The 22,261-nt window shown below is 71.1% G+C and carries 25 protein-coding genes; 15 read left to right on the top strand and 10 right to left on the bottom strand.

Going from position 1 to position 22,261, the window contains the following annotated elements:
* On the bottom strand, window positions 1-678 hold the full coding sequence (locus LXM90_RS08625) for a TetR/AcrR family transcriptional regulator (protein ID WP_020093605.1): 678 nt from the start codon (window positions 676-678) through the stop codon (window positions 1-3).
* A 223-nt stretch (window positions 679-901) separates the two neighbouring features.
* On the opposite strand from LXM90_RS08625, the gene LXM90_RS08620 reads away from it, so the two are divergent.
* The 3 genes from LXM90_RS08620 to LXM90_RS08610 all read left to right on the top strand — a co-directional run bounded on the left by LXM90_RS08620 (window position 902) and on the right by LXM90_RS08610 (window position 3,024).
* The gene (locus LXM90_RS08620; RefSeq protein WP_020093604.1) at window positions 902-1,216 is read left to right on the top strand and encodes a hypothetical protein; all 315 of its coding nucleotides are present in this window, start codon (window positions 902-904) and stop codon (window positions 1,214-1,216) included.
* A gap of 123 nt (window positions 1,217-1,339) precedes the next feature.
* Window positions 1,340-1,747, top strand: a complete 408-nt coding sequence (locus LXM90_RS08615; RefSeq protein WP_020093603.1) for a thioredoxin family protein — start codon at window positions 1,340-1,342, stop codon at window positions 1,745-1,747.
* Between the two features lie 149 nt (window positions 1,748-1,896).
* Window positions 1,897-3,024, top strand: coding sequence for a glycosyltransferase (locus tag LXM90_RS08610; protein ID WP_020093602.1), 1,128 nt, complete (start codon window positions 1,897-1,899; stop codon window positions 3,022-3,024).
* A 5-nt stretch (window positions 3,025-3,029) separates the two neighbouring features.
* On the opposite strand, the gene LXM90_RS08605 is transcribed toward LXM90_RS08610, so the two are convergent.
* Window positions 3,030-3,971, bottom strand: coding sequence for a helix-turn-helix domain-containing protein (locus tag LXM90_RS08605; RefSeq protein ID WP_020093601.1), 942 nt, complete (start codon window positions 3,969-3,971; stop codon window positions 3,030-3,032).
* Window positions 3,972-4,093: 122 nt separating this feature from the next.
* Window positions 4,094-4,870, bottom strand: coding sequence for a zinc-ribbon domain-containing protein (locus tag LXM90_RS08600; RefSeq protein WP_042670636.1), 777 nt, complete (start codon window positions 4,868-4,870; stop codon window positions 4,094-4,096).
* Window positions 4,871-5,051: 181 nt separating this feature from the next.
* On the opposite strand from LXM90_RS08600, the gene ftsE reads away from it, so the two are divergent.
* The 3 genes from ftsE to LXM90_RS08585 all read left to right on the top strand — a co-directional run bounded on the left by ftsE (window position 5,052) and on the right by LXM90_RS08585 (window position 7,637).
* Complete coding sequence (gene ftsE / locus LXM90_RS08595) at window positions 5,052-5,744, top strand: cell division ATP-binding protein FtsE (protein ID WP_020093599.1); 693 nt, start codon at window positions 5,052-5,054, stop codon at window positions 5,742-5,744.
* Window positions 5,741-6,709, top strand: a complete 969-nt coding sequence (locus tag LXM90_RS08590) for a cell division protein FtsX (protein WP_020093598.1) — start codon at window positions 5,741-5,743, stop codon at window positions 6,707-6,709. The genes ftsE and LXM90_RS08590 overlap by 4 nt, the downstream gene beginning before the upstream one ends.
* Window positions 6,710-6,860: 151 nt before the next feature.
* Window positions 6,861-7,637 (top strand): YdcF family protein, encoded by a 777-nt coding sequence (locus LXM90_RS08585; protein ID WP_056528310.1) that lies wholly within the window; start codon window positions 6,861-6,863, stop codon window positions 7,635-7,637.
* 26 nt (window positions 7,638-7,663) lie between these two features.
* Here the strand turns inward: LXM90_RS08585 and LXM90_RS08580 are convergent, their stop codons facing one another.
* The 3 genes from LXM90_RS08580 to LXM90_RS08570 form a co-directional block, all read right to left on the bottom strand.
* Window positions 7,664-7,990 carry a hypothetical protein gene (locus LXM90_RS08580; RefSeq protein WP_020093596.1) on the bottom strand — a complete coding sequence of 109 codons (327 nt, stop codon included), beginning with the start codon at window positions 7,988-7,990 and terminating at the stop codon, window positions 7,664-7,666.
* Window positions 7,990-8,457 carry a PTS IIA-like nitrogen regulatory protein PtsN gene (ptsN, locus tag LXM90_RS08575; RefSeq protein ID WP_020093595.1) on the bottom strand — a complete coding sequence of 156 codons (468 nt, stop codon included), beginning with the start codon at window positions 8,455-8,457 and terminating at the stop codon, window positions 7,990-7,992. Before ptsN ends, LXM90_RS08580 begins: the two co-directional genes overlap by 1 nt.
* Before the next feature lie 144 nt (window positions 8,458-8,601).
* Window positions 8,602-9,195, bottom strand: coding sequence for a ribosome hibernation promotion factor (locus LXM90_RS08570; RefSeq protein WP_026605000.1), 594 nt, complete (start codon window positions 9,193-9,195; stop codon window positions 8,602-8,604).
* A 167-nt stretch (window positions 9,196-9,362) separates the two neighbouring features.
* Here LXM90_RS08570 and LXM90_RS08565 point away from each other — a divergent pair, with 167 nt between their 5' ends.
* The 3 genes from LXM90_RS08565 (at window position 9,363) to LXM90_RS08555 (ending at window position 13,494) form a co-directional block, all read left to right on the top strand.
* On the top strand, window positions 9,363-10,931 hold the full coding sequence (locus tag LXM90_RS08565; protein WP_234082390.1) for a glucan biosynthesis protein D: 1,569 nt from the start codon (window positions 9,363-9,365) through the stop codon (window positions 10,929-10,931).
* Window positions 10,932-10,983: 52 nt separating this feature from the next.
* Window positions 10,984-13,143: a glucans biosynthesis glucosyltransferase MdoH gene (mdoH, locus tag LXM90_RS08560; RefSeq protein WP_267965795.1), complete on the top strand. Its 2,160-nt coding sequence runs from the start codon at window positions 10,984-10,986 to the stop codon at window positions 13,141-13,143.
* Window positions 13,144-13,326: 183 nt separating this feature from the next.
* Window positions 13,327-13,494: a hypothetical protein gene (locus LXM90_RS08555; protein ID WP_020093591.1), complete on the top strand. Its 168-nt coding sequence runs from the start codon at window positions 13,327-13,329 to the stop codon at window positions 13,492-13,494.
* 23 nt (window positions 13,495-13,517) lie between these two features.
* Here the strand turns inward: LXM90_RS08555 and LXM90_RS08550 are convergent, their stop codons facing one another.
* Window positions 13,518-13,718 (bottom strand): hypothetical protein, encoded by a 201-nt coding sequence (locus tag LXM90_RS08550; protein WP_020093590.1) that lies wholly within the window; start codon window positions 13,716-13,718, stop codon window positions 13,518-13,520.
* Window positions 13,719-14,145: 427 nt separating this feature from the next.
* Here LXM90_RS08550 and LXM90_RS08545 point away from each other — a divergent pair, with 427 nt between their 5' ends.
* From LXM90_RS08545 to LXM90_RS08535, 3 genes are all read left to right on the top strand, one after another.
* Window positions 14,146-14,388, top strand: coding sequence for a hypothetical protein (locus LXM90_RS08545; protein ID WP_234082387.1), 243 nt, complete (start codon window positions 14,146-14,148; stop codon window positions 14,386-14,388).
* A gap of 76 nt (window positions 14,389-14,464) precedes the next feature.
* Window positions 14,465-16,777, top strand: coding sequence for a Tex family protein (locus LXM90_RS08540; protein WP_020093588.1), 2,313 nt, complete (start codon window positions 14,465-14,467; stop codon window positions 16,775-16,777).
* Between the two features lie 189 nt (window positions 16,778-16,966).
* Complete coding sequence (locus LXM90_RS08535) at window positions 16,967-18,178, top strand: hypothetical protein (protein ID WP_020093587.1); 1,212 nt, start codon at window positions 16,967-16,969, stop codon at window positions 18,176-18,178.
* Window positions 18,179-18,232: 54 nt separating this feature from the next.
* On the opposite strand, the gene LXM90_RS08530 is transcribed toward LXM90_RS08535, so the two are convergent.
* Window positions 18,233-19,030: a hypothetical protein gene (locus tag LXM90_RS08530; RefSeq protein ID WP_020093586.1), complete on the bottom strand. Its 798-nt coding sequence runs from the start codon at window positions 19,028-19,030 to the stop codon at window positions 18,233-18,235.
* 49 nt (window positions 19,031-19,079) lie between these two features.
* Window positions 19,080-19,649, bottom strand: a complete 570-nt coding sequence (locus LXM90_RS08525; protein WP_020093585.1) for a glycosyltransferase family 2 protein — start codon at window positions 19,647-19,649, stop codon at window positions 19,080-19,082.
* 361 nt (window positions 19,650-20,010) lie between these two features.
* Between LXM90_RS08525 and LXM90_RS08520 the strand changes: the two genes are divergently transcribed.
* The 3 genes from LXM90_RS08520 (at window position 20,011) to LXM90_RS08510 (ending at window position 21,925) form a co-directional block, all read left to right on the top strand.
* Window positions 20,011-21,228: a flagellin gene (locus tag LXM90_RS08520; protein WP_042670618.1), complete on the top strand. Its 1,218-nt coding sequence runs from the start codon at window positions 20,011-20,013 to the stop codon at window positions 21,226-21,228.
* Window positions 21,229-21,539: 311 nt separating this feature from the next.
* Window positions 21,540-21,785, top strand: coding sequence for a hypothetical protein (locus LXM90_RS08515; protein ID WP_026604999.1), 246 nt, complete (start codon window positions 21,540-21,542; stop codon window positions 21,783-21,785).
* Window positions 21,785-21,925 (top strand): hypothetical protein, encoded by a 141-nt coding sequence (locus LXM90_RS08510; protein ID WP_012319948.1) that lies wholly within the window; start codon window positions 21,785-21,787, stop codon window positions 21,923-21,925. The genes LXM90_RS08515 and LXM90_RS08510 overlap by 1 nt, the downstream gene beginning before the upstream one ends.
* Before the next feature lie 11 nt (window positions 21,926-21,936).
* Here LXM90_RS08510 and LXM90_RS08505 read toward each other — a convergent pair whose 3' ends face one another.
* On the bottom strand, window positions 21,937-22,167 hold the full coding sequence (locus LXM90_RS08505; protein ID WP_020093582.1) for a hypothetical protein: 231 nt from the start codon (window positions 22,165-22,167) through the stop codon (window positions 21,937-21,939).
* Window positions 22,168-22,261 lie beyond the last annotated feature (94 nt).

The following is a 22,261-nucleotide window of genomic DNA, read 5'->3' as shown; positions in this document are numbered from 1 at the left end:
TCAAGGCCGCCCACCGCCGCCGTCGCGCTCGCCGGGGCGCCCCGCCCCGTGGACCAGGGCGAGGACTCCGGCCCGCAGCAACTCGTACTTGTCGGGGAAGCCGGGGCCGCGCGGCAGATGGCCGGCGGCCGAGAGGGTGGCGAGGCCGTGCGCGAGGGCCCAGACTTCCAGGGCGATGAAGCGGGGCGCCACGCCCCCGAACCCGTCCGCGAAGGTCGCCTGCAGCGCTTCCACCAGCAGGTCGAAGGGACTCGGCCGCGCCTCCGCACCGGGGGTGCCGGGCGGCGCGTCGGGATCGGCCCCGCCGACGGGTGCCCCGCGGGTCTCGAAGATCGCCGCGTAGTAGGCCGGCTCCTCCTCGGCGAAGGCGAGATAGGTCTCACCCATCCGGGTGAACCGCTCCAGCGGCGTCCCGCGCGACGTCAGGGCCCGCGCCAGACGCGCGGCGAGCTCCGCGAAGCCGCGCCCGGCGAGTTCCTCGAGGAGCGCCTCGCGGCCGCGGAAATGGCGGTACAAGGCGGCCGGCGTCACGCCGACGAGCCGCGCCGCGTCGACCAGGGTGAAGCCGCCGATCCCGCGCTCGGCGATGAACCGGCGCGCGGCCTCCAGCAGGGCCTCCTTCAGGTTGCCGTGATGGTAGCTCCGCCGGTCGTCCGGTCCGTCCCGCCAGGGTCGCAAGATCTCACATCCTTCGCGCGCCTATTACACCACACCGGACCTCTACGCCCCTGTCGAGTCCGAAGACCAACGCAGTCGGTTTTTCCGAGGTCGGCCTCTACATGACCGGTGAACACGACGGTTGTTTCAGGCGCATGGGGCGACGCTTGACCGCCCCCGGAAAACTGTAACAGTGTTACACATCCGCAACCGGGCTTCCACGGCAGGACAACGAGCATCGCGCATGGCTTTCGTGAGCCTCAAGGCGTGGCGGGCCCGCTCGGCGGAGCGCGCCGCGATCGCGGCGCGCCTGAAGCAGGATCTGCGGACGGCCCTCGGCCTCGGCGAGGCCGACACGCTGGCGGTCAACGAGATCGCCTGCGCCGATCCGGGCTGCCCCGACATGGAGACGATCGTGCTGGTGATGCGCGCCGGCGCGCCCACGCGCGCCCTGAAGATCCGGCGCCCGATCGACGCGGTGGATCCCGACGACATCGCGGCGCTCGTGGCGGAGGACCGGTCGTCCGACGCGCCGCCGTCCGGCGTCTCGACAATGTGATCCGGCGCGGGGGCTTTCCGTCTCCGGGGCGCACAGGTCACAGGGACGGGGCCGGGCGCGCGACGTAGCATCCCGCCACCAGCAGCCCCCCGCGCCGACGGGGTCGCGGGAGGATCGCATGCCATGAAGAGCCGCCGTCACGTCCTCGCGCTCGTCGGCCTCGCCCTCGCCGGCCCGGCCCTGCTCGAGGTCCCGACCGCTGCCCTGGCGGGCGAGACCCGGCCGTTCTCGGACGCGGCCTTCGAGGCCGCGCAGAAGGGCGGGAAGCCGGTGCTGATCGCGGTCAGCGCCCCGTGGTGCCCGATCTGCCGGACGCAGAAGCCGATCCTCGCGAAACTCGCGGCCGAGCCGCGTTTCAAGGATCTCCAGATCTTCGACATCGACTTCGATAGCCAGAAGGAGCTGCTGCGCCGCCTGAACGTGCGGATGCAGAGCACGCTGATCGCCTACAAGGGCGAGACCGAGGTCGGCCGCTCGGTCGGCGAGACCCAGCCGGAATGGATCGAGGGCTTCGTCGAGAAGACCCTCTGACCGGCGGCGCGTCGCTAGGTCTCCCCGGTCCGGTCCCGTTCAGGGAAGCTCCGGCATAAGCCCGATCCAGACCCGCACGACGGGTCCGGCGGAGATGATCACCGGTGTCGAGCCCCCCTTTGTCAGACGTCCCGGGTCCCGATGCGATCGTGGCGGTGCCCGTGCGCAACGAGGAGGAGCGGATCGCCGCGTGCCTGCGGGCGATCGACGCCCAGGAGGGTGCCGAATCGGGGCGCGTCGGGCTCGTGCTGTTCCTGAACAACTGCACGGACGGCACCGAGGCCCTCGTCACCGCGCTGGTGCCGACGCTGTCGATCCCGGTCCGCGTGTCCGTCGAGAATTTTTCCGGCGCCCATGCCGGATGGGCCCGGCGCCGGGCCATGGACGCCGCCGCCGCCTGGCTGGGTGATGCGGGGAATGCGGGGATCATCTTGTCGACCGACGCCGACAGCCGGGTCCCGCCCAACTGGGTGGCGCGCAATCGCGCGGCGATTGAGGCCGGGGCCGACGCTGTGGCCGGCCGGGTCGAGCTCGACGCGGCGGAGGCGGCGCTGCTGCCGCCCTCGCTCCCCGCCCGCGGCCGGCTGGAGGACACCTACGACGCCCTGATCACCGAGGCCGAGGCGCGGATCGATCCCGATCCGAACGACCCCTGGCCCTGCCACCGGACCGCAATCGGCGCGACCCTCGCGGTGACCCGCAGCGCGTACCTCGCCGTCGGCGGCATGCCCGAGATCCCGCTCGGCGAGGACGGCGCCTTCATCGCCCGGCTGCTGGAACACGGGCTGCGGGTCCGGCACGCCACCGACGTCTGCGTGACCATCTCGGCCCGCCTCGCCGGGCGCGCGCCGGGCGGCGTGGCGGACACGATCCGCTCCCGCTGCGAGGAGCCCGACGCGCTCTGCGATGCCCGGATGGAGACCTTCCCGCGCGCCGTGCGGCGCTACCTCTGGCGGCGGCGATTCCGCCAGATGCACGGGCGCGGGGCGCTCGCGCGGAGCGACGGCTGGGCGCGGGCGATCGGCATCGTTCCGCCGGAGGCGCGGCGCATCGCGTCCCTCCCGCTGGGTCAGGCCATCGCGGAGGCGGAGCGCGCCAGCCCGCGCCTCGCCTACCGCCCGATCGGCCCGCGCCAGCTGCCCGGGCAGATCCGGATCGCGCGGGTCGGCGTCGTCGCGATCCGCCTCGGCCTGGGGTTCATCGGCGTGGCGCAGCGGCTCGCGGGCGCGGTCGCGCCCGGGCGGACGGTCTCCGACCCGCGCGGCAGCCGCATCTGACTCCGTCAGGGGCGGCGTTCCAGCACGTCCCGAGGCGCCACGCCGAACCGGCGGCGGAAGGCGCGGCTGAAGGTGGCCGCGTCGGTGAAGCCGCAGCTCGTCATCACCGACCCGATCCGCGTGCCGCCGCGGAGCCGCCTGTAGGCCCGGTCGAGCCGGGCGTCGCGGATCTTCGCCGCCACGCCCTCGTCGCCGCTGAAAGCCGCGTAGAGGCGGCTTCGCGAGACCCGCAGAGCCGTCGGCAGCGATTCCGGCCCGAAGGCGGGATCGTGCAGTCGGCGCTCGATATGGGCGAGGGCCAGGGCCCGTACGGCGTCCCCGGACAGCTCGTCGCCGGCCGTCTCGCCTTGGCGGTCGGCCAGGGCGCGCAGCAGGTGCAGGACGCCCTCGAGGGCGATGCCGGCTTCCGCCTCCGACATACCGCCGACCGTCTCGGAGAACGACCGCAGATAGGTCGCGAACAGGCCGCTGAGCGGCGTCGCGCGGAGACCGCGCCCGGCGAAGGCGTGCACGCTGCCGACCTGGCTCACGAAGGCGGCGCGCGGCACCTGGAGGCGGATCTCCTCGTAGGAATCGCGGCTGCCGATCGCGAAGGGCTGGTCCATGGCATGGACGGCGATGTCGCCGGCGCCCAGCACGGCGCCGCTGTTGCCCTGCTCGATGTAGCCGCTGCCCTGGACGAGGAGCACGATCGCGATGTCGTCGCGCCCGTCCCGGCGCACGTGCTGCGTCGTGCGCTCGACCCCGATCGGTTTGCTCAGGGTGTGCAGGATCGCGCCGTGACGGGTGATCGCGAGCCGGCGGCCCGCCGCGAACGGGATGTCGGGTGCCAGCGGCGTCGCGTCGACGCGCGCCAGTGCCGTGCTGCGCCAGTAGTCGAAGGCGCGCTTCTGATCGACCGAGTCGGTCGTCTCGACGACGATGGGAACGGTTTCGCGAACACTCAAGGCACGGCGATCCCATACGCCGACGTCGGCCGACGCTCACGCCCGCAACGGGAGCGCCGTCGAGAAGGTTGCCGATCCGCGGGAGAGGCGCAACCTGAGCTAATTGCCGGCGCGGACCTGCCTCACCGATCCGCCGCCGCCACCCGAGGGTCGGAGCGGGTCGCGGACGCGTCGGCGAAACGCAGCACCACCGCGCGCCCAGCGGCCGGCGGCGACGGCAGGCTCGCGCGGAATCGCGCGGTCTCGGTCGCGGCGAGGATCGTCCGCGGCGGCGCGACCGTGAAGGTCTTGATCGTCCGACCGCCGGCGTCGCGGATTTCGACGCTCAGCGGCGCGACGGGCGCGTCCGAGCGCGCGACGCCGACGAGGTCGCCCTCGACGACGAGTTCCGCGGGACTGTCGTCCTCGGCCGGGTTGTTGAAGGCGACGACGTCGCGGATCTCGATCCCGCGCACGTTCACCGGCAGGCCGATGCGCGCGAACAGGGAGGCGGTCTGCGGGACGGCCCGGACCACGCTGGTCCGGGCGAGGCAGACGAGCGGGATCGCCGCCAGGAGTGTCAGGCCGAGAGCCAGCGACGGGGTCAGACCCGGGATCGCGCGGCGCGCCTTCCCGGCGGCCTTCCCGGCGGACTTGCGCTTGGCGGACCGTCGGGATTCGGGCGCCGGAACGTCGGTGGCATTCCGCACCGAGGCGGTCGCCTCCTCCCAGGCCGCGTCCGCGAGGGGATCGGTCTCGGCCTGCGCGGCGAGCTCCGCCTCGTGGCCGGCGAGGACGTCGGCGGGCGAGATGAACCACGTCTCGCGGCAGGCGGCACAGCGGACCGAACGGCCCTCCATGCCGACCTTGCTGGCGTCGATGCGATATTCGCTCGCGCAGCTCGGGCAGGCGATCAGCATCCGCGCCATACTCGCATCGATCGGCCGCGACCGGGCCGGACTGTGAATTGCTTGAAGAAGTGTGCCCGAACAGGGTTAAGGGGCCGTGAAATCCCCGAGGCCTTGAAAACGCCCGCCGCTCCGGCGATTCCCGAGGGACGGACAGACGAGATACGGCACGGCTTTGAACCTACAGGCGAGCATGAAGAGCCTGCTGCCCGGCGCGGAGCGGCCGGTGGTGCAGTTCGAGAATGTTGGCATGCGCTACGGCCTCGGGCCGGAGGTGCTGTCCGACGTGAGCTTCCGCATCGCGCCGCGCTCCTTCCAGTTCCTGACCGGCCCGTCCGGCGCCGGGAAGACGACGCTGCTGCGCCTGATCCTTCTGTCGGTGCGGCCGACCCGCGGGCTCGTCTCGATCTTCGGTGAGGAGGTGAGCGACATCTCCGCGAAGGCGCTGACCGGGCTCCGGCGCCGGATGGGCGTGGTGTTCCAGGATTTCCGGCTCCTCGACCACCTGACCACCTACGAGAACGTCGCCCTGCCCCTGCGCGTCCAGGGCCGGGCCGAGGCCAGCTACCGGGCCGAGGTGGTGGAACTGCTGCGCTGGGTTGGCCTCGGCGAGCGCATGCACGCCCTGCCCCCGCTGCTCTCGGGCGGCGAGAAGCAGCGCGCGGCCATCGCCCGCGCGCTGATCGCGCGGCCCGACCTGCTGCTCGCGGACGAGCCGACCGGCAACGTCGATCCGGGCCTCGGGCGGCGGCTGCTGCGCCTGTTCCTGGAGCTGAACAAGCTCGGGACCTCGGTCATCATCGCCACCCACGATTTCGGCATCATGGACGCCGTCGATGCCCGCCGGATGGTCCTGGGCGAAGGCCGGCTGCGGATCGAGGAATGAGCACTCAGGCGATGCCGCGGACGAAGGCCGGTGGATCGGCCGTGCCGCCCGACCCGTCGATGCCGGCCAACCTGCGCCGCAACGCGCCGCTGGTGCCCACCGACACGGCGGCGGGGCGCTCCCTCGCGGCGGTCATCGCGATCCTCACCTTCCTCGCCGGCCTCTGCGCGGGCGCGGCCGAGATGGTCGCGACCAACGCCGCCCAGTGGCAGGGCGACGTGGCGCGGGAGGTCACGATCCAGGTCCGGCCCGGTCCCGGCCGCGACGTCGACGCCGACGTCGCGCGCGCCGACGGCATCGCCAAGGCCGAACCCGGGATCGCGGAGACGCGGGTGTTCAGCAAGGCCGAGGCGGAGCGCCTGCTCGAGCCGTGGCTCGGGACCGGGCTCGACCTGTCCGACCTGCCGGTGCCGCGGCTCATCGCCCTCAAGCTCTCCAGCAGCCAGGCGGCCGACCTGAAGCGGCTGCGATCACGCCTCGTCGAGGCGCTGCCGGGCGTCGCCAGCCTCGACGACCACGCCCTCTGGCTGCAGCGGCTCTCGACCGCCGCCAACGCCTTCGTCGGGATCGGGATCGGGCTCGTGCTGCTCGTCCTGATCGCCACCGGCCTCGCGGTGACCTTCGCGACACGCGGCGCCATGGCGAGCAACCGCGAGGTGGTGGAAGTGCTGCATTTCGTCGGCGCCGACGACGACTACATCGCCCGCGCGTTCCAGCGGCGGTTCTTCGGCCTGGGCCTGCGCGGCGGCGCGATCGGCGCCGGTCTGGCCCTCGTGGCCTTCGTGATCGCCGGGCTCCTCGCCCGGGCCGCGCGCTCCGGACCGGCCGGTCAGGAGGTCGAGGCGCTGTTCGGCGCGTTCCATATCGGCCTGCGCGGCTACGCCAGCGTGATCCTGATCGGCGTGATCGCGTCCCTCGTCACGGGCGTCGTCTCGCGCGTGACCGTGCGGCGCTTCCTGGCCTGATCCCTGCTGCGTCACGAAGACGTGGAAATAGGGGGTCTGCCGAGCGCGTTTACCATCTGGAAACTTTATCGTTGCGGTGTGGAAACAGCCGACCGCGCCGGCCTCCGAGCCGCCGCAATCGGCGCCGATTCTCCGGAGGATGACCACGCGTATGCTGCGCGCATCGGATCCGCCCTCGACCGACGCCGTCGGCTGGGCCTGGCACGAGTGGGGTCTCCCGCGCCGCGCCGCCGCGCGCCCGCGCGACCGGCGGCGGATCGCGCTCTGGACCTGCGGCCTCGGCGCCGGGCTCGGGATGCTGGCCCTGTTCGCGGGCTTTCTCGTGTTCGTCGGCGCGCTCGCCCGCCAGGAGCGGACGCCGACCGACCGGGCCGACGGGATCGTCGCGCTGACCGGCGGTGCCCAGCGGATCGGCGACGCGATCGACCTGCTCGCGGGCGGCTACGGGCGGCGCCTGCTCATCACCGGGGTCAACGAGCGGACCAGCCGCGACGAGATCGCCCGGCTGAACCCGACCCAGCGCGCCCTGATCGCCTGCTGCGTGGATCTCGACTACCGGGCGCGCAACACGATCGGGAACGCCATCGAAACGCGCCGCTGGATGCGCGCGCACCGATTCAGCACCGTCGCGGTCGTGACCTCGAACTACCACATGCCGCGGACGCTGGTCGAGCTCGACCACGCCCTCCAGGACAGCGACCGCGTCTTGCCGCATCCGGTCGTGAGCGAGGCCTTCGATGCCGATCGCTGGTGGCAGAACCCGCCGGCCGCGCGCCTCCTGGCCTCCGAGTACATGAAGTTCCTGGTCAGCTGGGTCCGCACGCGCTTCGAGGCGGATCCCGAGCGCTCCCGCGCGGCGATCCTGATCGGGCGCGGCAAGCCGGTGAAGATGGTGGCCGAGCCGCTCATGCTCCGCGGCGTGGATTGAGGGCGCGGCGCGCGCCACCCCCGCCCCTACAGCCCCTTGCAGCGGGCCTTGATCGCGGCCGAGAACTCGCGGTCCGACCCCTGGACCTGGGCGAGGCGTTCGCCGCGCTCCGAACCGGACAGGCAGCGGCCGTAGACGCTCGCCACGCGGCGCATCGTCTCCACGTGGCGCCGCCAGACGCGGCAGTTCTTGGCGTCGTCCCCGTCCGCCTGCTCGAGCTGCTCGAGGGCCTGGCGCTGCATCGACTGCGCCACCAGGACGTCGCGCGCGCAGGTGGTCTCGCCCTGGGCGGCGGCGCCGGAGATGCCGGCCGCGAGGGTCAGGGCGGCGGCCGTTCGGAAGCTCTGGATCATCACGCGGCCTGCGGTGCCGTCGAGCGCGTCAGGAGCGCGTAGAGCGCGCCGGCGTCCCGGGCGGCGCGGATATGCGCGAGCATGCCCGGCTCGCGCAGGATGCGGGCGACCTGCGCCAGGGCCTTCAGGTGATCGGCGCCGGCGCCCTCGGGCGCGAGCAGCAGGAAGGCGATGTCCACGGGCTGTCCGTCGAGCGCCTCGAAGTCCACCGGTCGGTCGAAGCGCGCGAACAGCCCGAAGAGACGGTCGAGACCGGGCAGCTTGCCGTGCGGGATCGCCACGCCGTCGCCGATGCCGGTCGACCCGAGCCGCTCGCGCTGGAGCAGCGTGTCGAAGACGGGGCGCTCACCGAGGGCGGGCAGGCGCCGCGCCGCCTGCGCGGCGAGATCCTGCAGCACCTGCTTCTTGGCGCGGGCGCGCAGGGCCGGCACGACCGAGTCGGGGTCGAGGAATTCCAGAACTGGCATCGAACGACCGTTGCCCCGTCGCCCGTTCGCGAGGAAGCGGGCCTCGTCGCAGGGGCATCGACGACCGTTCCGGCCGCGCCCCCACCAGATTCAATAAGCGGGGAAACCAGCCGGTTCCGGCTCCGTTCCTCCCGACCCGCGGCGTCACTCGGTGGCGTTCGGCGGGTCCACCCAGCCGATCGCTCCGTCGCTCCGCCGATATACGACGTTGACGCGGCCGGTGCCAGCGTGGACGAACACAACCACTGGGGATCCCGTCATGTCGAGGGCCGTCACCGCTTCGCCGATGGTGCGGCGCTGGAGAGTCTTGGTGCTCTCGGCGACGATCGGCGGGTGGGCGTCGCCCTCGGCGGCGTCGTCCTCCTCCACCTCCGGGGCGGCGAACACCGCGTAGGCGGCCTCGACTGCCGCGTCGTCCCCCGGGCCCGTCGCGTGCTGCTTCAGCTTGTGCTTGTAGCGCCGCAGACGAGTCTCCAGGCGCTCCGCGGTCTGCTCGAAGCTCGACCGCGCGTCGTGCGCGAAGCCGTTGGCCTCGATCGTCAGGCCGGAGACGAGGTGCAGGACGCAATCCGTCCGGAAGGCTGTGCCGTCGCGCCGGAGCGTGACGTGGCCGTTGCAGGAATCGTGCATGTGCGAGTCGAGATACTTCGCCTGGATCGCCGACATCCGTTCCTCGACGCGGCCGCGCAGACTCTCGCCGAGATCCACGCCGTGGCCAGTCACTCGCAACGATCCCATGCTGCCTCCCCCGTTCCGATGCAGTCGGCCGAATTAGAGAGCCGGCTCGGGTTAAGTCAACGGAGCCCCTTGCGGTTCAAGCGCTTGCTTAACGCTGGGTTCAGCCGGCCTGTCCGTATACACGGGGCCTCCGGCACCTTGCCTTGCGACGTGAGACGACCGCCTGCATGATGATCGACCCCGGATTCTCCGCCACCGCGACACGCCGCGCCGTCCTGGGGGGCGCGCTCGGCGCTGCCGCGGGCCTGCTCCCGGCAGCCGCGCGGGCGGCCGACCCGGAGAAGGCCCCGCCCCTGCCCGGCGCCGGCGAGGCATTCGCGGCGGGCACGCTGACCGACCTCGCCCGCGCCCGGGCCGCCGCCCCCTACGCCGCCCCGAAGTCCGGCGACGCGCCGACGGTTCTCAAGAACCTCTCCCGCGAGGCCTACGAGGCGATCCGTCCCGCGGAGGGCCGCGCGGTCTGGGCCGACCGGAATACCGGCTACGTCCTGGAGCCGCTGCTGCGCGGCTCGATCTTCGAGACGCCGGTGTCGCTGTTCGTCGTGGAGAACGGCGTGGTGCAGCCGGTCGGGTACGACAAGTCCGCCATCGCGGCGCCGGGCCTCGACCTGCCCGACCTGACCGCCGACACCGCCTTCTCGGGCTTCCGCCTGCGCGCCCGGTTCGACGGTGCCGACGGGCTGTCGAACTTCGCCCTGTTCCAGGGCGCCTCGTTCTTTCGCCTTGTCGCCGAGGGCCAGGATTTCGGCATCAACGCCCGGGCGCTCGCCCTGCGGCCGGCGGATTCCCGCGGCGAGGAATTCCCGCTGTTCCGGGCCCTGTTCGTCGAGGCGCCGCGGGCGGGCCAGCCGGTCATCGTCCACGCCCTCGCGGAATCGGAATCGGCGACCGCGGCCTTCAAGATCACGCTGACGCCGGGCCGCGACGTCTCCACGGCGCAGATCGACGGGACGGTCTTCGCCCGCGCCGAGCTCGACCATATCGGTCTCGGCGGCATGCAGGGCAGCTACCTGTTCGGGCCCCTCGACCGGAACCGCGTGGACGACCTGCGCGCCGCGGCCTTCTCGGTGGAGGGCCTGGCGATCCACAACGGCTACGGCGAGCCGATCTGGCGCCCGGTTCACAATCCCGAGGCGCTGCAGGTCTCGGCCTTCGTGGATCGCGGGCCCAAGGGCTTCGGCCTCATGCAGCGCGCCCGCGCCTACGACGATTTCGAGGACGACCGGCGCCACTGGGAGCAGCGACCGTCCCTCTGGCTGGAGCCCCTCGACGACTGGAACGAGGGCGCGGTCACGCTGCTGGAGATCCCGAGCGATTCCGAGCTCAACGAGAACGTCTTCGCCTACTGGCGACCCAAGGCAAAGCTCGCGAAGGGCGCGGAGATGCGCTTCCAGTGCCGGCAGCACTGGTCCAAGGGCTGGCCGGACCCGCTTCCGCCGGAGATCGCCCGGGTGCGCGACAGCCGCTGCGGCCACGGCAGCACGGGGAACCGCCGGCTCTTCGCCGTCGATTTCGAGGGCGACGCGCTGTTCCAGCCCGGCGACATCGACGTCGACCTCGGCGCCTCGGCCGGGACGATCACGCGCCAGGAACGGTTTCGGTACCCCGATCGTAAGACGCTGCGGATCCTGTTCGAGCTCGATCCGGGGAGCGAGCGCGCGAGCGAGCTGCGTCTCGCGCTCCGGCGCGGCCAGGCCCGGGCCAGCGAGACCTGGCTGTTTCGCTGGACACCCTGAACCCCGACCCGATTGCTGAGGAACGGCCTCCCCCGTGCGACTGGACGAGACCATGATGTTGCCGCCAGCGACGGACGCCGGTTCCGGGCGCGAGACCGTGACCGACGGCGGCCGTTATCTGCCGCCCGAGGCTCCCCTGTCGATGCCCGTCCAGGATCTGGCGCGCTGGGATCCGGGGCTCGGTCACCGGCCGGAGCGCCGGGTCCGGACGCCCTGGCCTGAGCGGATCCTGGTGTTCGGCGGCGCCCTGGCGCTCACGGCCTTCGGCGGCTGGCAGATGGTCGAGACCGTGTCGGTCTCCGGCAGCCCGACCGCCCTCCAGCTCGTGCTGGTCGTCCTGTTCTGCCTGACCTTCTCGTGGATCGCCCTGGCCTTCACCAGCGCGGTGCTCGGCTTCGCGACGCTGCTGCGCCGGCCCCGGCCGGCGCCGAACCCGGCCGCGCTGCGCACGCGGACCGCGGTCCTGATGCCCGTCTACAACGAGGCGACGGCCCGCACCTTCGCGGGCATCGAGGCCATGCGCGAGGCGGTCGAGGCGACCGGGCTGGGCGATCATTTCGACTGGTTCGTCCTGTCGGACTCCACCCAGCCCGATGCCTGGATCGCCGAGGAGCGGGCCTATCTCGACCTGCGCGGCCGGCTCGGCCCCGAGGCCCGGCTCTACTACCGGCACCGGCCGAAGAACCATCACCGCAAGGCCGGGAACATCGGCGATTTCGTCACCCGCTGGGGCGGGCGCTACGACCACATGCTCGTGCTGGACGCCGACAGCCTGATGAGCGGATCTGCCGTCGTGGCGCTCGCGGCCGCCATGGAGGCGGACCCGGATGCCGGGATCATCCAGACGCTGCCGCTGATCATCAACCGCAACACCCTGTTCGCCCGACTCCAGCAATTCGCGGCCCGGATCTACGGCCCGGTGATCGCAGCCGGCCTCGCCGCGTGGTCGGGCCGGGACGGCAACTACTGGGGTCACAACGCGATCATCCGGACCCGCGCCTTCGCGGATTCCTGCGGCCTGCCGGACCTGCCCGGGAAACCGCCTTTCGGCGGACACATCCTGTCCCATGACTTCGTCGAGGCGGCCCTGATCCGCCGGGCGGGCTGGGCGGTGTACATGCTCCATCGCCTGCCGGGCTCGTACGAGGAGAGCCCGCCCTCGCTGATCGACGTGGCGGTGCGCGACCGGCGCTGGGCGCAGGGCAATCTTCAGCACGCGCGGGTGATCGGCTCCGCCGGGCTGCATCCCGCGACGCGGCAGCACTTCGCCACCGGCATCGCCGGCTACCTCGCCTCACCGCTGTGGCTGCTGCAGCTGGTGGTCGGCATCCTGCTGGTGCTCCAGACGGCGACGGAGCGGCCGGACTATTTCGGCGGCGCCGGCTTCTCGCCGGTCTTCCCGCGCTTCGATCCGGTCCGCGCGCTCCAGCTGTTCGGCCTGACCATGGCGGTGCTGCTGGCACCCAAGTTCCTCGGCCTGATCCTGGCGCTGCTGGACGGCCCGGTGCGGCGCGCCTGCGGCGGCGCCGGACGGCTCGTCCTGTCTAGCCTCGTCGAGATCCTGCTGTCCGCCCTGGTGGCGCCGGTGGCGATGGTGATCCAGTCGGGCTCCGTGATGGGCATCCTGCTCGGACGGGACACGGGCTGGAACCCGCAGCGGCGGGACGACGGCTCGATCCCGCTGCGCGACATCGTCGTCCGCCATCGCTGGCACACGCTGCTGGGGCTGGTGGCGGGCGTCGCCGCCTTCGCGATCGCCACCTCGCTGTTCCTCTGGATGAGCCCGACGATCCTGGGTCTCGTTCTGGCGATCCCGATCTCCTGGGCGAGCGGCCAGCTCGGGCTCGGCCTGGCGCTCAAGCGACGCCTGCTCCTCGCCACGCCGGAAGAGGCCACCCCGCCGGAGATCGCGGTCCGCGCCGCGTCCCTCGCGGCCCGCAACGCGGAGCGTGGGTTCGACGAGACGGATGCCCTCGCGGCCCTCCACGCCGATCCCGACCTCGCGCGTGACCACACGCGGATGCTGCCCCTCGGACAGCGGCGGCCCCGGGGCGCGATCGATCCGGACCAGACCCTGGCCACCGCCAAGGTCTGCGAGGCCGAGACGGTGGCGGAGGCGCAGGCGTGGCTCTCGCCGAAGGAGCGGATGGCGCTCCTGCACGACCGGGCCCTGGTCGACCGTCTCGTCCGCCTCGACGCGCGCGAACGGTGATTGCGGTCCGTCCGCCCGCCGAGTGACGGGTCGCGGCGCGCCCGGGAACGCTCAGCGCCGCTCGCGAAGACGTGTCGGTCCGCCCCGATCGCGAGGTCCACCGAGGCCGTCAGCCGGACCGAGCCGTGAGAAGTGATTAACCATTCGGGTCCTAGATTCGCGCATCGTCATTCGGATCCGGTCATGACCCTGCTGTTCGTGTTCCTGCTCCTGCCGCTCGCGGTGGCCATCGTCCTGGCCCGCGGCGAGCCGATCCGCACCATCAGCTGCCTCGGCGCGATGGGCGTCGGCTGCGTCATCGCCGCCACGAGTCTCGTGAGCCTCGTGCGCCACCGGATCCGGACGACCTGACACCGGACCGGAGCAAGCTACCGTCAGAGGAACCCGACCTGACGCGGGCCGCCGCCCAGGCTGCGCCCCGCACGGGAGACGAGCTGGGAGAAGGCCAGGGCCGCCGCCGTGGCCTGGGCGCGGGACGGGAAGCTGCGTCGCGATTCGAGAACGGGCTCGTCAGTCTCGTTGACGAGAACCCAGGACCACAGCGACCGGCTACGCTCTCGTATCTCGAATTGCACGGGCGCCTCCCTGTCCGGGACATGCGAAGCGAAAGACTTGCATCCGCGGGTGACATCCGGATGACGTTGTTTCGCGACCGTCAAGGCGCGCCGGCCGCCGCGAAATTCTGCTGAAGACTGTTGTCTTCGTGGACGAAGCGCGGGGAGATCGATGGTTCAGCATCGTGCCAGCTATCCATCGAGATCTGACCCGAACAATCGGGTGCGAAATCCGTGCCAGGATGAGCGGACAGCCGGCCAGCTATCCCCAGGAACTGCGCTGGCCCCGTGACAGCCGCCTCGGCATCCGCGCTGCCGACGCCGCGACAAGCCTGCGACGTGCGGACTTGACTGGATTGTCTGGATCTCGATGCTCTGACCCGTTGCGGGCGGGGTCGAGGGCATTCTGGCGGCAGCACCCGGTGGCGCTGCGAGGCGGATCGACGTGATGGCAGATCACAGCAGAGTCCCGAACGAACGGTCGCGTCGCCTTCTCGGCGATCTGGCCGAGACTCTCGGATGTTCGGTCGACGTCTTCTTCGATCCGGACCCGCAGGACGATCGTGCGATGACCGAAGAATTGCTGACCCTGTGGTTCTCGATCAAGGATCCCGATGCCCGGCACCGCATCCTGGATTGTGCCCGGGCCGTGAAGGCCGAGGCCGGGGCGGACGCGCAGCCGCGCCCCTGACCGGTGCCTTGTTTCCGACGGCTTGGCGCCCCACCCAGGCAGCTCGTCCGTCGCCGCGACCCTAGTCGGAGAACCCATGAAATCCGTGAACGCTCTGATCGCCGAGGAACTCGGTGTCGGGGAGGCGCAGGTCGCGGCCACCGTCGCGCTCCTCGACGGCGGCGCGACCGTGCCGTTCATCGCGCGCTACCGGAAGGAGAATACGGGCGGCCTCGACGACACGCAGCTGCGCAGGCTGGAGGAGCGCCTGTCCTACCTGCGCGATCTCAACGAGCGGCGCGCCGCGATCGTCGCGAGCATCACCGCCCAGGGCAAGATGTCCCCGCCCCTGGCGGCGGCCCTCGACGCCGCCGACACGAAGGCGCGGCTGGAGGACCTGTACCTGCCCTTCCGGCCTAAGCGGCGCTCGAAGGCGCAATCCGCCCGCGAAGCCGGCCTCGAACCGCTGGCCCAGGCCCTGCTGAGCCGTCCCGACCGCGCGCCCGAAGCGGTCGCGACCGCTTACGTGTCGGACGCGCGCGGCGTGCCGGACACCGAGGCCGCGCTGGAGGGCGCCCGCGCCATCCTGATCGAGCGCTTCGGCGAGGATGCCGACCTCGTGGGGCGCCTGCGGGCGGATTACTGGCGGACCGGCCAGCTCGTCTCGCAGGTGCGCAAGGGCAAGGCGAACGAGGGGGCGAAGTTCTTGGACTACTTCGACTGGAGCGAGCGGCTGGAGCGCATGCCCTCGCACCGGATCCTGGCGATCTTCCGCGGTGAGCGGGAAGAGGTGCTCGACGTCGGCTTCGCCGCGGAGGGGGAGGAGTCGGCGCCGGGCCTTCCCGGGCCCTTCGAGATGGCGATCTGCCGCCGCTTCGAGATCGCGGCGCGGGGGCGTCCCGGCGATGCCTGGCTCCTCGACACGGTGCGCACGGCCTGGCGAACGAAGATCCGGGCCGGGATCAAGCAGGACCTGCGCGGCCGGCTGTTCGAGCGGGCCGAGGACGAGGCCGTGTCGGTCTTCGCCGGGAACCTCAAGGACCTGCTCCTCGCCGCTCCGGCGGGCGGCCGGGCGACGATGGGGCTCGATCCGGGCTACCGGAACGGCGTGAAGGTCGCGGTAGCTGATCGGACCGGGCGGGTCGTCGCGGTGGAGACGACCTACCCGCACGAGCCGCAGCGGCGCTGGCGGGAGGCCGTCGCGACGCTCGGCCGGCTCTGCCGGCTGCACGGCGTGGAGCTTCTCGCTGTCGGCAACGGCACCGCGTCCCGCGAGACCGAGCGCCTCGCCGCGGAGATCATCGCGGCGAACCCGGACCTGCCGCTGGCGAAGGTCGTGGTCTCCGAGGCCGGCGCCTCGGTCTACTCGGCCTCCGAGATCGCCGCCAAGGAATTGCCCGACCTCGACGTGTCCCATCGCGGCGCCGCGTCGATCGCTCGGCGCCTCCAGGATCCCCTGGCGGAACTGGTCAAGATCGACCCCAAGTCGATCGGCGTCGGGCAGTACCAGCACGACGTGAGCGAGGCGAAGCTGTCGCGGTCGCTCTCGGCGGTGGTGGAGGACGCGGTCAACGCGGTCGGGGTGGACGTCAACACCGCCTCCCCGGCCCTGCTGGCGCAGGTCTCCGGCCTCGGCGGCGCGATGGCGGCGCGGATCGTCGCCCACCGCGACGCCCAGGGCCCGTTCCGCACGCGGGCGGCGCTCAAGAAGGTCCCGGGGCTCGGCCCGAAGACCTTCGAGCTGGCCGCCGGCTTCCTCCGCATCCAGGGCGGTGACGACCCGCTCGACGGGTCTGGCGTCCACCCGGAAGCCTATCCGGTGGTCCGCCGCATCCTCCAGGCGACGAAGAGCGATATCCACGTCCTGCTCGGCAACGCCGCCCTCCTCGGCCGCCTCGCGCCGGAGCCCTTCGTCGACGCGCGCTTCGGCCTGCCGACCGTGCGCGACATCATCGCCGAGCTCGAGAAGCCGGGGCGGGACCCGCGGCCGGAATTCAAGACGGCGCGCTTCCAGGAGGGCGTCGAGACAATCGGGGACCTGAAGCCCGGGATGCAGCTCGAGGGTGTCGTCACCAACGTCGCGGCCTTCGGGGCCTTCGTGGATATCGGCGTCCACCAGGACGGGCTCGTCCACATCTCCGCGATGGCCCGGCGGCGGATCGCGTCGCCCACCGAGGTCGTCCGGATCGGCGAGGTCGTCCGGGTGCTGGTCCTCAGCGTCGACGTCCCGCGCAAGCGCATCGCGCTGTCGCTGCGGCTCGACGATCCCGTCGAGCCGGGCCAGCAGACCCGGAGGACGGCCGAGCCGCGGCAGGACGCGCCGCGGAGCCGACCGAGCCCGGGTGAGGCCCCCGGCGGGGCGCTGGCCGACGCTCTCCGGCGCGCGGGCGCCGCGCCGCGGCGCGAGTGAGGCACGCCTGACGCGCGTGCACGGCCTCCGCGTCGCGGCCGGGACTGCCGCCGGTGAACCGAGAACATGGTTAGCGCTTCGTAAACCTCCGTGCGGTCAGAGTGCGTTCGTCGTGCCGCGGAGCGCGATTCGAAACACCTGATCGCGGTTCCGGGATCGCTGCGGCGACCCCACGGCTCGGAGGCTCTGATGCAAGCGCACGTTGCGGGGATCGACAACCCGAACCCGATGATCGGCCCGGCCCGCCTGATCCGGGCGGCCTTCGAGGGCGCCGACATGGCCGCCCTGGCCGCCGAGATCCTCGCCGAGGGCGGAGACTCCGCCCTCGACGCCGGGACGGCGCTGGACATGGCGACGATCCTGCTGCTGAAGCACCGCTTCACCGAGGGGCTCGCGCTCCAGAGAGAGGTGCTGGACGGACAGCGGGTCTTCTCGCTGCGCTCGAACCCGGATCAGGCGCGGATTCGCGTCCTCGTCCTGGTCACGGCCGGCGATCTCATGGCCAACACGCCGATCGACTTCCTGCTGAACGACGGCGATTTCGGCCTCACCTACCTCTATCTCCGCCCCGGCGAGCCGATCCCGCACGACCTGCCGGCGCACGACGTCATCGTCACGGGCATCGCCTACGCGCGGACCGCCGAGCCGCTCCTGGAAGCCCTCGCGGCGGCGGCGGACCAGTGGACGCGGCCGATCGTCAATCACCCGCGCCACGTCCTCAAGACGTCCCGCCACGGGATCGCGGACGCGCTCCGCGGGGCGGATGAGATCCTGGCGCCGGAGGTCGTCCGCGTGAGCCGCTCCATCCTGAGCGCCGCGGCGTCCCGCAGAGCCGAGGGACCGACATACCCGCTCCTCGTGCGCCCTCTGGACACGCACGCCGGCAACGACCTCCAGAAGATCGACCGGTCGGAGGACCTGCATCTCTACCTCGCGCAGACGGAGGCCGAGGCGTTCTACGTCACGCAGTTCTGCGATTACCGCGGTCCCGACGGCCTCTATCGGAAATTGCGCATCGTACTGATCGACGGTGTGCCCTACCTCTGCCACATGGCCATCCGCGATCACTGGATGATCCACTACCTCAACGCCGGCATGCTGGAGGATCCGGTGAAGCGGCAGGTCGAGGCCGCCGCCATGGCCACGTTCGACACCGACTTCGCCGAGCGCCACCGCGCCGCGTTCGCCGAGATCCACCGCAGGATCGGCCTCGATTACCTGATCATCGACTGCGCCGAGAGCGCGGACGGCCGTCTGCTGGTCTTCGAGGCCGATACCGGGATGGTCGTCCACGACATGGATTCGGCGGAGCTGTACCCCTACAAGGCCCCGCAGATGCGCCGGGTCTTCGCCGCGTTCCAGGACGCGCTGCGGGGGCGGGCTCGGGGGCGGACCGCCTAGGTCGGCCGCCTCGGGCAGGGGGGCTGCGGGCGTCGGGTGCTCCACCCGGCGCCTTCACCAGGGGATGCGACCGAAGCGGTCGACCAGCCGCTGGTACTCGGCGTTGCTCTCGGCCTTGGAGGTGCCGCCCGAGCCGACATCCGAGGTCCCGGAGCCCGGATGCACGAGGCGGCACACCAGCGGCAGGACGAAGCCGTGCCGCACGAGCTGCACGTTGGGGCCGCCGTTGCGCAGGACGTTGGCGAGCCACGGACGGACCTGGATCGCGTCCTGCAGCGTGACGGGCGCCGTCGCCTCGACGAGGTGGGCGCGGCGCAGGCCGGTCTCGGCGAGGCGGCCGAGCCACTCGTTGTCGTAGTGCCACTTCGCGGCCGGGCTGATCGCGCCGACCTGCGCGAAGGTCGTCCGCCGCATCAGCCAGCCCGACGGCGTCGCGAAGTCGTTGATCCGCACCACCTCGCCGGCCTCGTCGGTCTCGAGCTGCGTCGAGGAGACGAAATCGAAGCTCTCGAGGGCCCTCAGCGCGAAGCCCAGATAGGCCGGCAGCCAGTGATCGTCGTCCTCGAGGAAGCCGACGAGGTCCCAGCTGTCGTCGACGGCGGCAATGGCGGCGTTCAGCGCGGGGATCTGGCCCCTCTGCGGGCCGCGTGCGAAGGTGGTCTGCGGGTGCGCGGCGAGCCGCGCCGGGATCTCGATCCCGGGGTCGATCCCGACGAAGAAGTGGATCGTCGCCGGCCGGTCGAGCTCCTGGGCGTTGGCGCTCGCGATCGCGTGCTCCAAAAAGTACTGGCCGGCCTTTCCGGCCAGGGTCGAGGGTTTGAGCCTCGACGGCGTGATGATCGCGATCCTCATTCCCACGCCTCACCGTGTCGGGGGTCGCGCGCCGCGGCGCGGAACGCTGTCAGAGCTTGAAGGATTGCTCGCCGATATGGCCGAGCTCCTTGCTGAGATACGGATCGCACCAGATCCGGAAGCCGGCGGCGCGTGCGCGGTCGCTGAAGTCGAAGTCCTCGCCGATGTTCACGCCGGCTTCCTCGTCGACGCGGAAGCGGAAATAGGGCTTCTTCAGCTTCTCGAAGACCGTGGACTTGATCAGCAGGAAGCCGGTCGGGATCCGGGACATCTCCAGCAGACCCTTCGGCGCGTCGGCCGGCTGCTCCGGGAGGATGTCGCCCAGGAAGTGGAACGGGGCGGTGCGGCGGGAATAGGTCGCGCCGATGATGTCGACCTGCCTTACGAGGAGCTTGAGGAGTGCGTCCTTCGGGAAGGTCATGTCGCTGTCGATGAACAGGACGTACTCCGCCCCGTACTTCTGCGCGTATTCGAGGCCGAGGTTGCGGGCATCGGCGACGATCGACGACTTCCCGACGACGATCGACATCGGCATCTCGCCGAGCGAGTGCATCATCGATCCGAGGCTCACGGCGAAGTCCGCGTGGACCATGGTCCCGCAGGGGATCGCGATCGCCACATGGGGCAACTTCGGCGACGCTGAAGGGGTCGCGGCGCCAACATCACCAGACGCTTGAGCGATCACATCTGAGCTCCCTGCAAGGTGCGCCCCGTACCCGCCGCGCCGACCGAACCGGATCGGCACCGGTCGGGCAGGCGCGACAGACTTGGTTTGCGTCACAGCTTATGGCTGCGGATGGTTAATAGATCTTGAACACGCTCCGCGATCCGTAAATACTTAGCGCTTCAAGGATCGATTCATTAACGATCACTTCGGACACACTCGGAGTCAGCAATTGATTTAACCCCCGCGAAACATTTGAAGGGCGATTACTGGCGTACCCGAGAAACGGGTGCATCAAATCAGAAAGATAAGACCTATGTCCTCGATCACCCTGTCGGCCGCCACGCGTCAGAACCTGCTCTCGCTGCAGGACACCGCCCAGCTGATGGCGACCACCCAGAACCGGCTCGCGACCGGCAAGACCGTCAACTCCGCCCTCGACAACCCGACCAACTTCTTCACCTCCCAGGCCCTCGACGGACGCTCCTCGAGCCTGAACTCGCTCCTCGACGGCGTCTCCAACGGTATCCAGTCGATCCAGGCCGCCAACCAGGGCATCACCTCGATCCAGAAGCTCGTGGACCAGGCCAAGTCGATCGCCAACCAGGCGCTCTCGACCCAGCTCTCCACCACCGGCACCGCCGCCAACGCCTACAGCGCCAGCACCGCCTCCCAGACGGTGCTCATGACGATCAACGGTACCTCGGTCTCGGCCACGGTCGCCGCCTCCTCCAGCATCAGCGCCACCGTCGCGGCCCTGAACTCTGCGGTCAGCTCGGCCTCGACCTCGTCGAGCGGCTCGTTCGGCGCCGGCGCGATCTTCTCGGTCGACAGCACCGGCACCAAGATCGTCCTGAACGCCCAGGCGGACGTGGAATTCCAGAACTCCGGCAGCCAGACGGCGCTCGGCTTCACCGCCTCGGCCACCACCGCCTCGACCTACGGCACCGCCGCCAGCACCGTGGTGTCCAGCGACCTGTCGATCTCGGGCGTGACGCAGCGCGCCTCGCTGGCCAACCAGTACAACAACCTGCTCAACCAGATCACGCAGCTCGCCGGCGACGCCAGCTACAACGGCGTCAACCTCATTGCCGGCAAGGGCAATGACTTGAACATCAAGTTCAACGACACCGGCAGCTCGACCCTCAACGTCGCCTCGGTCGACGCCACGGCGAGCGGTCTCGGCCTGTCGTCGATCACCAGCTCGAACAACTCGTCGAGCCAGAACGGCCTCGGCAACTTCCTGCTGAACTCGGACGTCAACAAGACTCTGGCGACCCTGACCAGCGCCGGCAACTCGCTGACATCCGCGGCGAGCTCCCTGGGCTCGAACCTGTCGGTGGTTCAGAACCGCCAGGACTTCTCCAAGCAGCTGATCAACGTGCTGCAGACGGGCTCGGCCAACCTGACGAACGCCGACCTGAACCAGGAGGCGGCCAACTCGCAGGCGCTGTCGACCCGCCAGTCTATGGGCATCTCGGCCCTGTCGCTGGCCAACTCCGCCCAGCAGGGCGTCCTCCAGCTCCTGCGGTAAGCGACACGCACCGCGAAGCGACAGAGGCCGGCCGGGGCAACCCGGTCGGCCTTTCACTATGTCCGCGCCCGCGATCGTGGAGCCCGGCATCCGAAACCGACGTCGCGCCGGCAACCGCCCCGGCTCGAGGGAGCGCCGCGCAGGATCGACGCGGCAGGGCGGCTCCGCGCCGGTGATCCGAAGCTCCCGCCGCCCGCCCTCTGAACAGGACGATCCAGAGCCCGTTGCGACCGCGGGGTTGCCAAGCTTAACCGTATCGGCCAGCCTGTCCGTAGTTACTGCGTACCGACCCGAGCTGAGCCGGAGTGCCGATGCGAGTGAACCACCAGCGCCGTCTCCTCAACAAGGCAGCGGAGGCACGGGATTACCAGATCACGATCCGTCAGAGGGCGGACGCGTCCTGGCCCGGCGACCACAGCCGACTGACGGCGCTCGAGAGCACCGGCCATCTCCGGCGGATCGACCCGCTCGAGGATCCGGGTGGTCCAGTGGCGGTCTGGCAGATCACCGCGGCCGGCCTCTCCCAGCTTCGGGCTCTCACGTCGGGAGCCGAGTGATGGCGTCCGTCAAGATCCGCGCGACCGACGACGGGACCTTCGTGGTCTACCGCAACGGCGCCGCCGTCGCGTCGGGATTGACCCGCGAGCAGGCCGAGCGCTGCGCGACGGTCCTGGGCTGGATCGCACAGGGGCGCTGACGGCGCGGCGGCTATTCGGCGGCCGTCCCGGGGACCGCGTCGCCGAGAGCCTCACGCCGCGCGCTGTTCAGGACCCGCTGACGCGCATTCGGATCCTGTATCGCGTGCCAGAGGTGAAAGAGTTCGTGCGTCATGCCGAGGTCGACGGCCTCGCCATCCGGTCCGTAGAAGGCCTCGACCGGACAGCCAATGACGGCTGCGATCTCGCGCAGGCGCGCGACAGCTCGAACATCGATGGCCATTGGAGACAGAATTCCTACACGCCGGGCGCGCAAGGGCTATCATTGCCCAACCCTGAGCAGCAAGGGATCGCCCTGTACTAGGCCTGATCCGATC

The sequence above is a fragment of the Methylobacterium oryzae genome, from assembly GCF_021398735.1.
Classification (GTDB): Bacteria; Pseudomonadota; Alphaproteobacteria; order Rhizobiales; family Beijerinckiaceae; genus Methylobacterium.
This window is presented reverse-complemented; position numbering and strand designations above follow the sequence as displayed.

Coding starts and splice junctions, on each gene's coding strand:
- LXM90_RS08620 (WP_020093604.1), top strand. CDS start 902: ATGGCTTTCGTGAGCCTCAAGGCGTGGCGGGCCCGCTCGGCGGAGCGC.
- LXM90_RS08615 (WP_020093603.1), top strand. CDS start 1,340: ATGAAGAGCCGCCGTCACGTCCTCGCGCTCGTCGGCCTCGCCCTCGCC.
- LXM90_RS08600 (WP_042670636.1), bottom strand. CDS start 4,870: ATGCTGATCGCCTGCCCGAGCTGCGCGAGCGAATATCGCATCGACGCC.
- ftsE (WP_020093599.1), top strand. CDS start 5,052: ATGAAGAGCCTGCTGCCCGGCGCGGAGCGGCCGGTGGTGCAGTTCGAG.
- LXM90_RS08590 (WP_020093598.1), top strand. CDS start 5,741: ATGAGCACTCAGGCGATGCCGCGGACGAAGGCCGGTGGATCGGCCGTG.
- LXM90_RS08585 (WP_056528310.1), top strand. CDS start 6,861: ATGCTGCGCGCATCGGATCCGCCCTCGACCGACGCCGTCGGCTGGGCC.
- LXM90_RS08580 (WP_020093596.1), bottom strand. CDS start 7,990: ATGATCCAGAGCTTCCGAACGGCCGCCGCCCTGACCCTCGCGGCCGGC.
- ptsN (WP_020093595.1), bottom strand. CDS start 8,457: ATGCCAGTTCTGGAATTCCTCGACCCCGACTCGGTCGTGCCGGCCCTG.
- LXM90_RS08570 (WP_026605000.1), bottom strand. CDS start 9,195: ATGGGATCGTTGCGAGTGACTGGCCACGGCGTGGATCTCGGCGAGAGT.
- LXM90_RS08565 (WP_234082390.1), top strand. CDS start 9,363: ATGATGATCGACCCCGGATTCTCCGCCACCGCGACACGCCGCGCCGTC.
- mdoH (WP_267965795.1), top strand. CDS start 10,984: ATGATGTTGCCGCCAGCGACGGACGCCGGTTCCGGGCGCGAGACCGTG.
- LXM90_RS08555 (WP_020093591.1), top strand. CDS start 13,327: ATGACCCTGCTGTTCGTGTTCCTGCTCCTGCCGCTCGCGGTGGCCATC.
- LXM90_RS08545 (WP_234082387.1), top strand. CDS start 14,146: ATGGCAGATCACAGCAGAGTCCCGAACGAACGGTCGCGTCGCCTTCTC.
- LXM90_RS08540 (WP_020093588.1), top strand. CDS start 14,465: ATGAAATCCGTGAACGCTCTGATCGCCGAGGAACTCGGTGTCGGGGAG.
- LXM90_RS08535 (WP_020093587.1), top strand. CDS start 16,967: ATGCAAGCGCACGTTGCGGGGATCGACAACCCGAACCCGATGATCGGC.
- LXM90_RS08530 (WP_020093586.1), bottom strand. CDS start 19,030: ATGAGGATCGCGATCATCACGCCGTCGAGGCTCAAACCCTCGACCCTG.
- LXM90_RS08520 (WP_042670618.1), top strand. CDS start 20,011: ATGTCCTCGATCACCCTGTCGGCCGCCACGCGTCAGAACCTGCTCTCG.
- LXM90_RS08515 (WP_026604999.1), top strand. CDS start 21,540: ATGCGAGTGAACCACCAGCGCCGTCTCCTCAACAAGGCAGCGGAGGCA.
- LXM90_RS08510 (WP_012319948.1), top strand. CDS start 21,785: ATGGCGTCCGTCAAGATCCGCGCGACCGACGACGGGACCTTCGTGGTC.
- LXM90_RS08505 (WP_020093582.1), bottom strand. CDS start 22,167: ATGGCCATCGATGTTCGAGCTGTCGCGCGCCTGCGCGAGATCGCAGCC.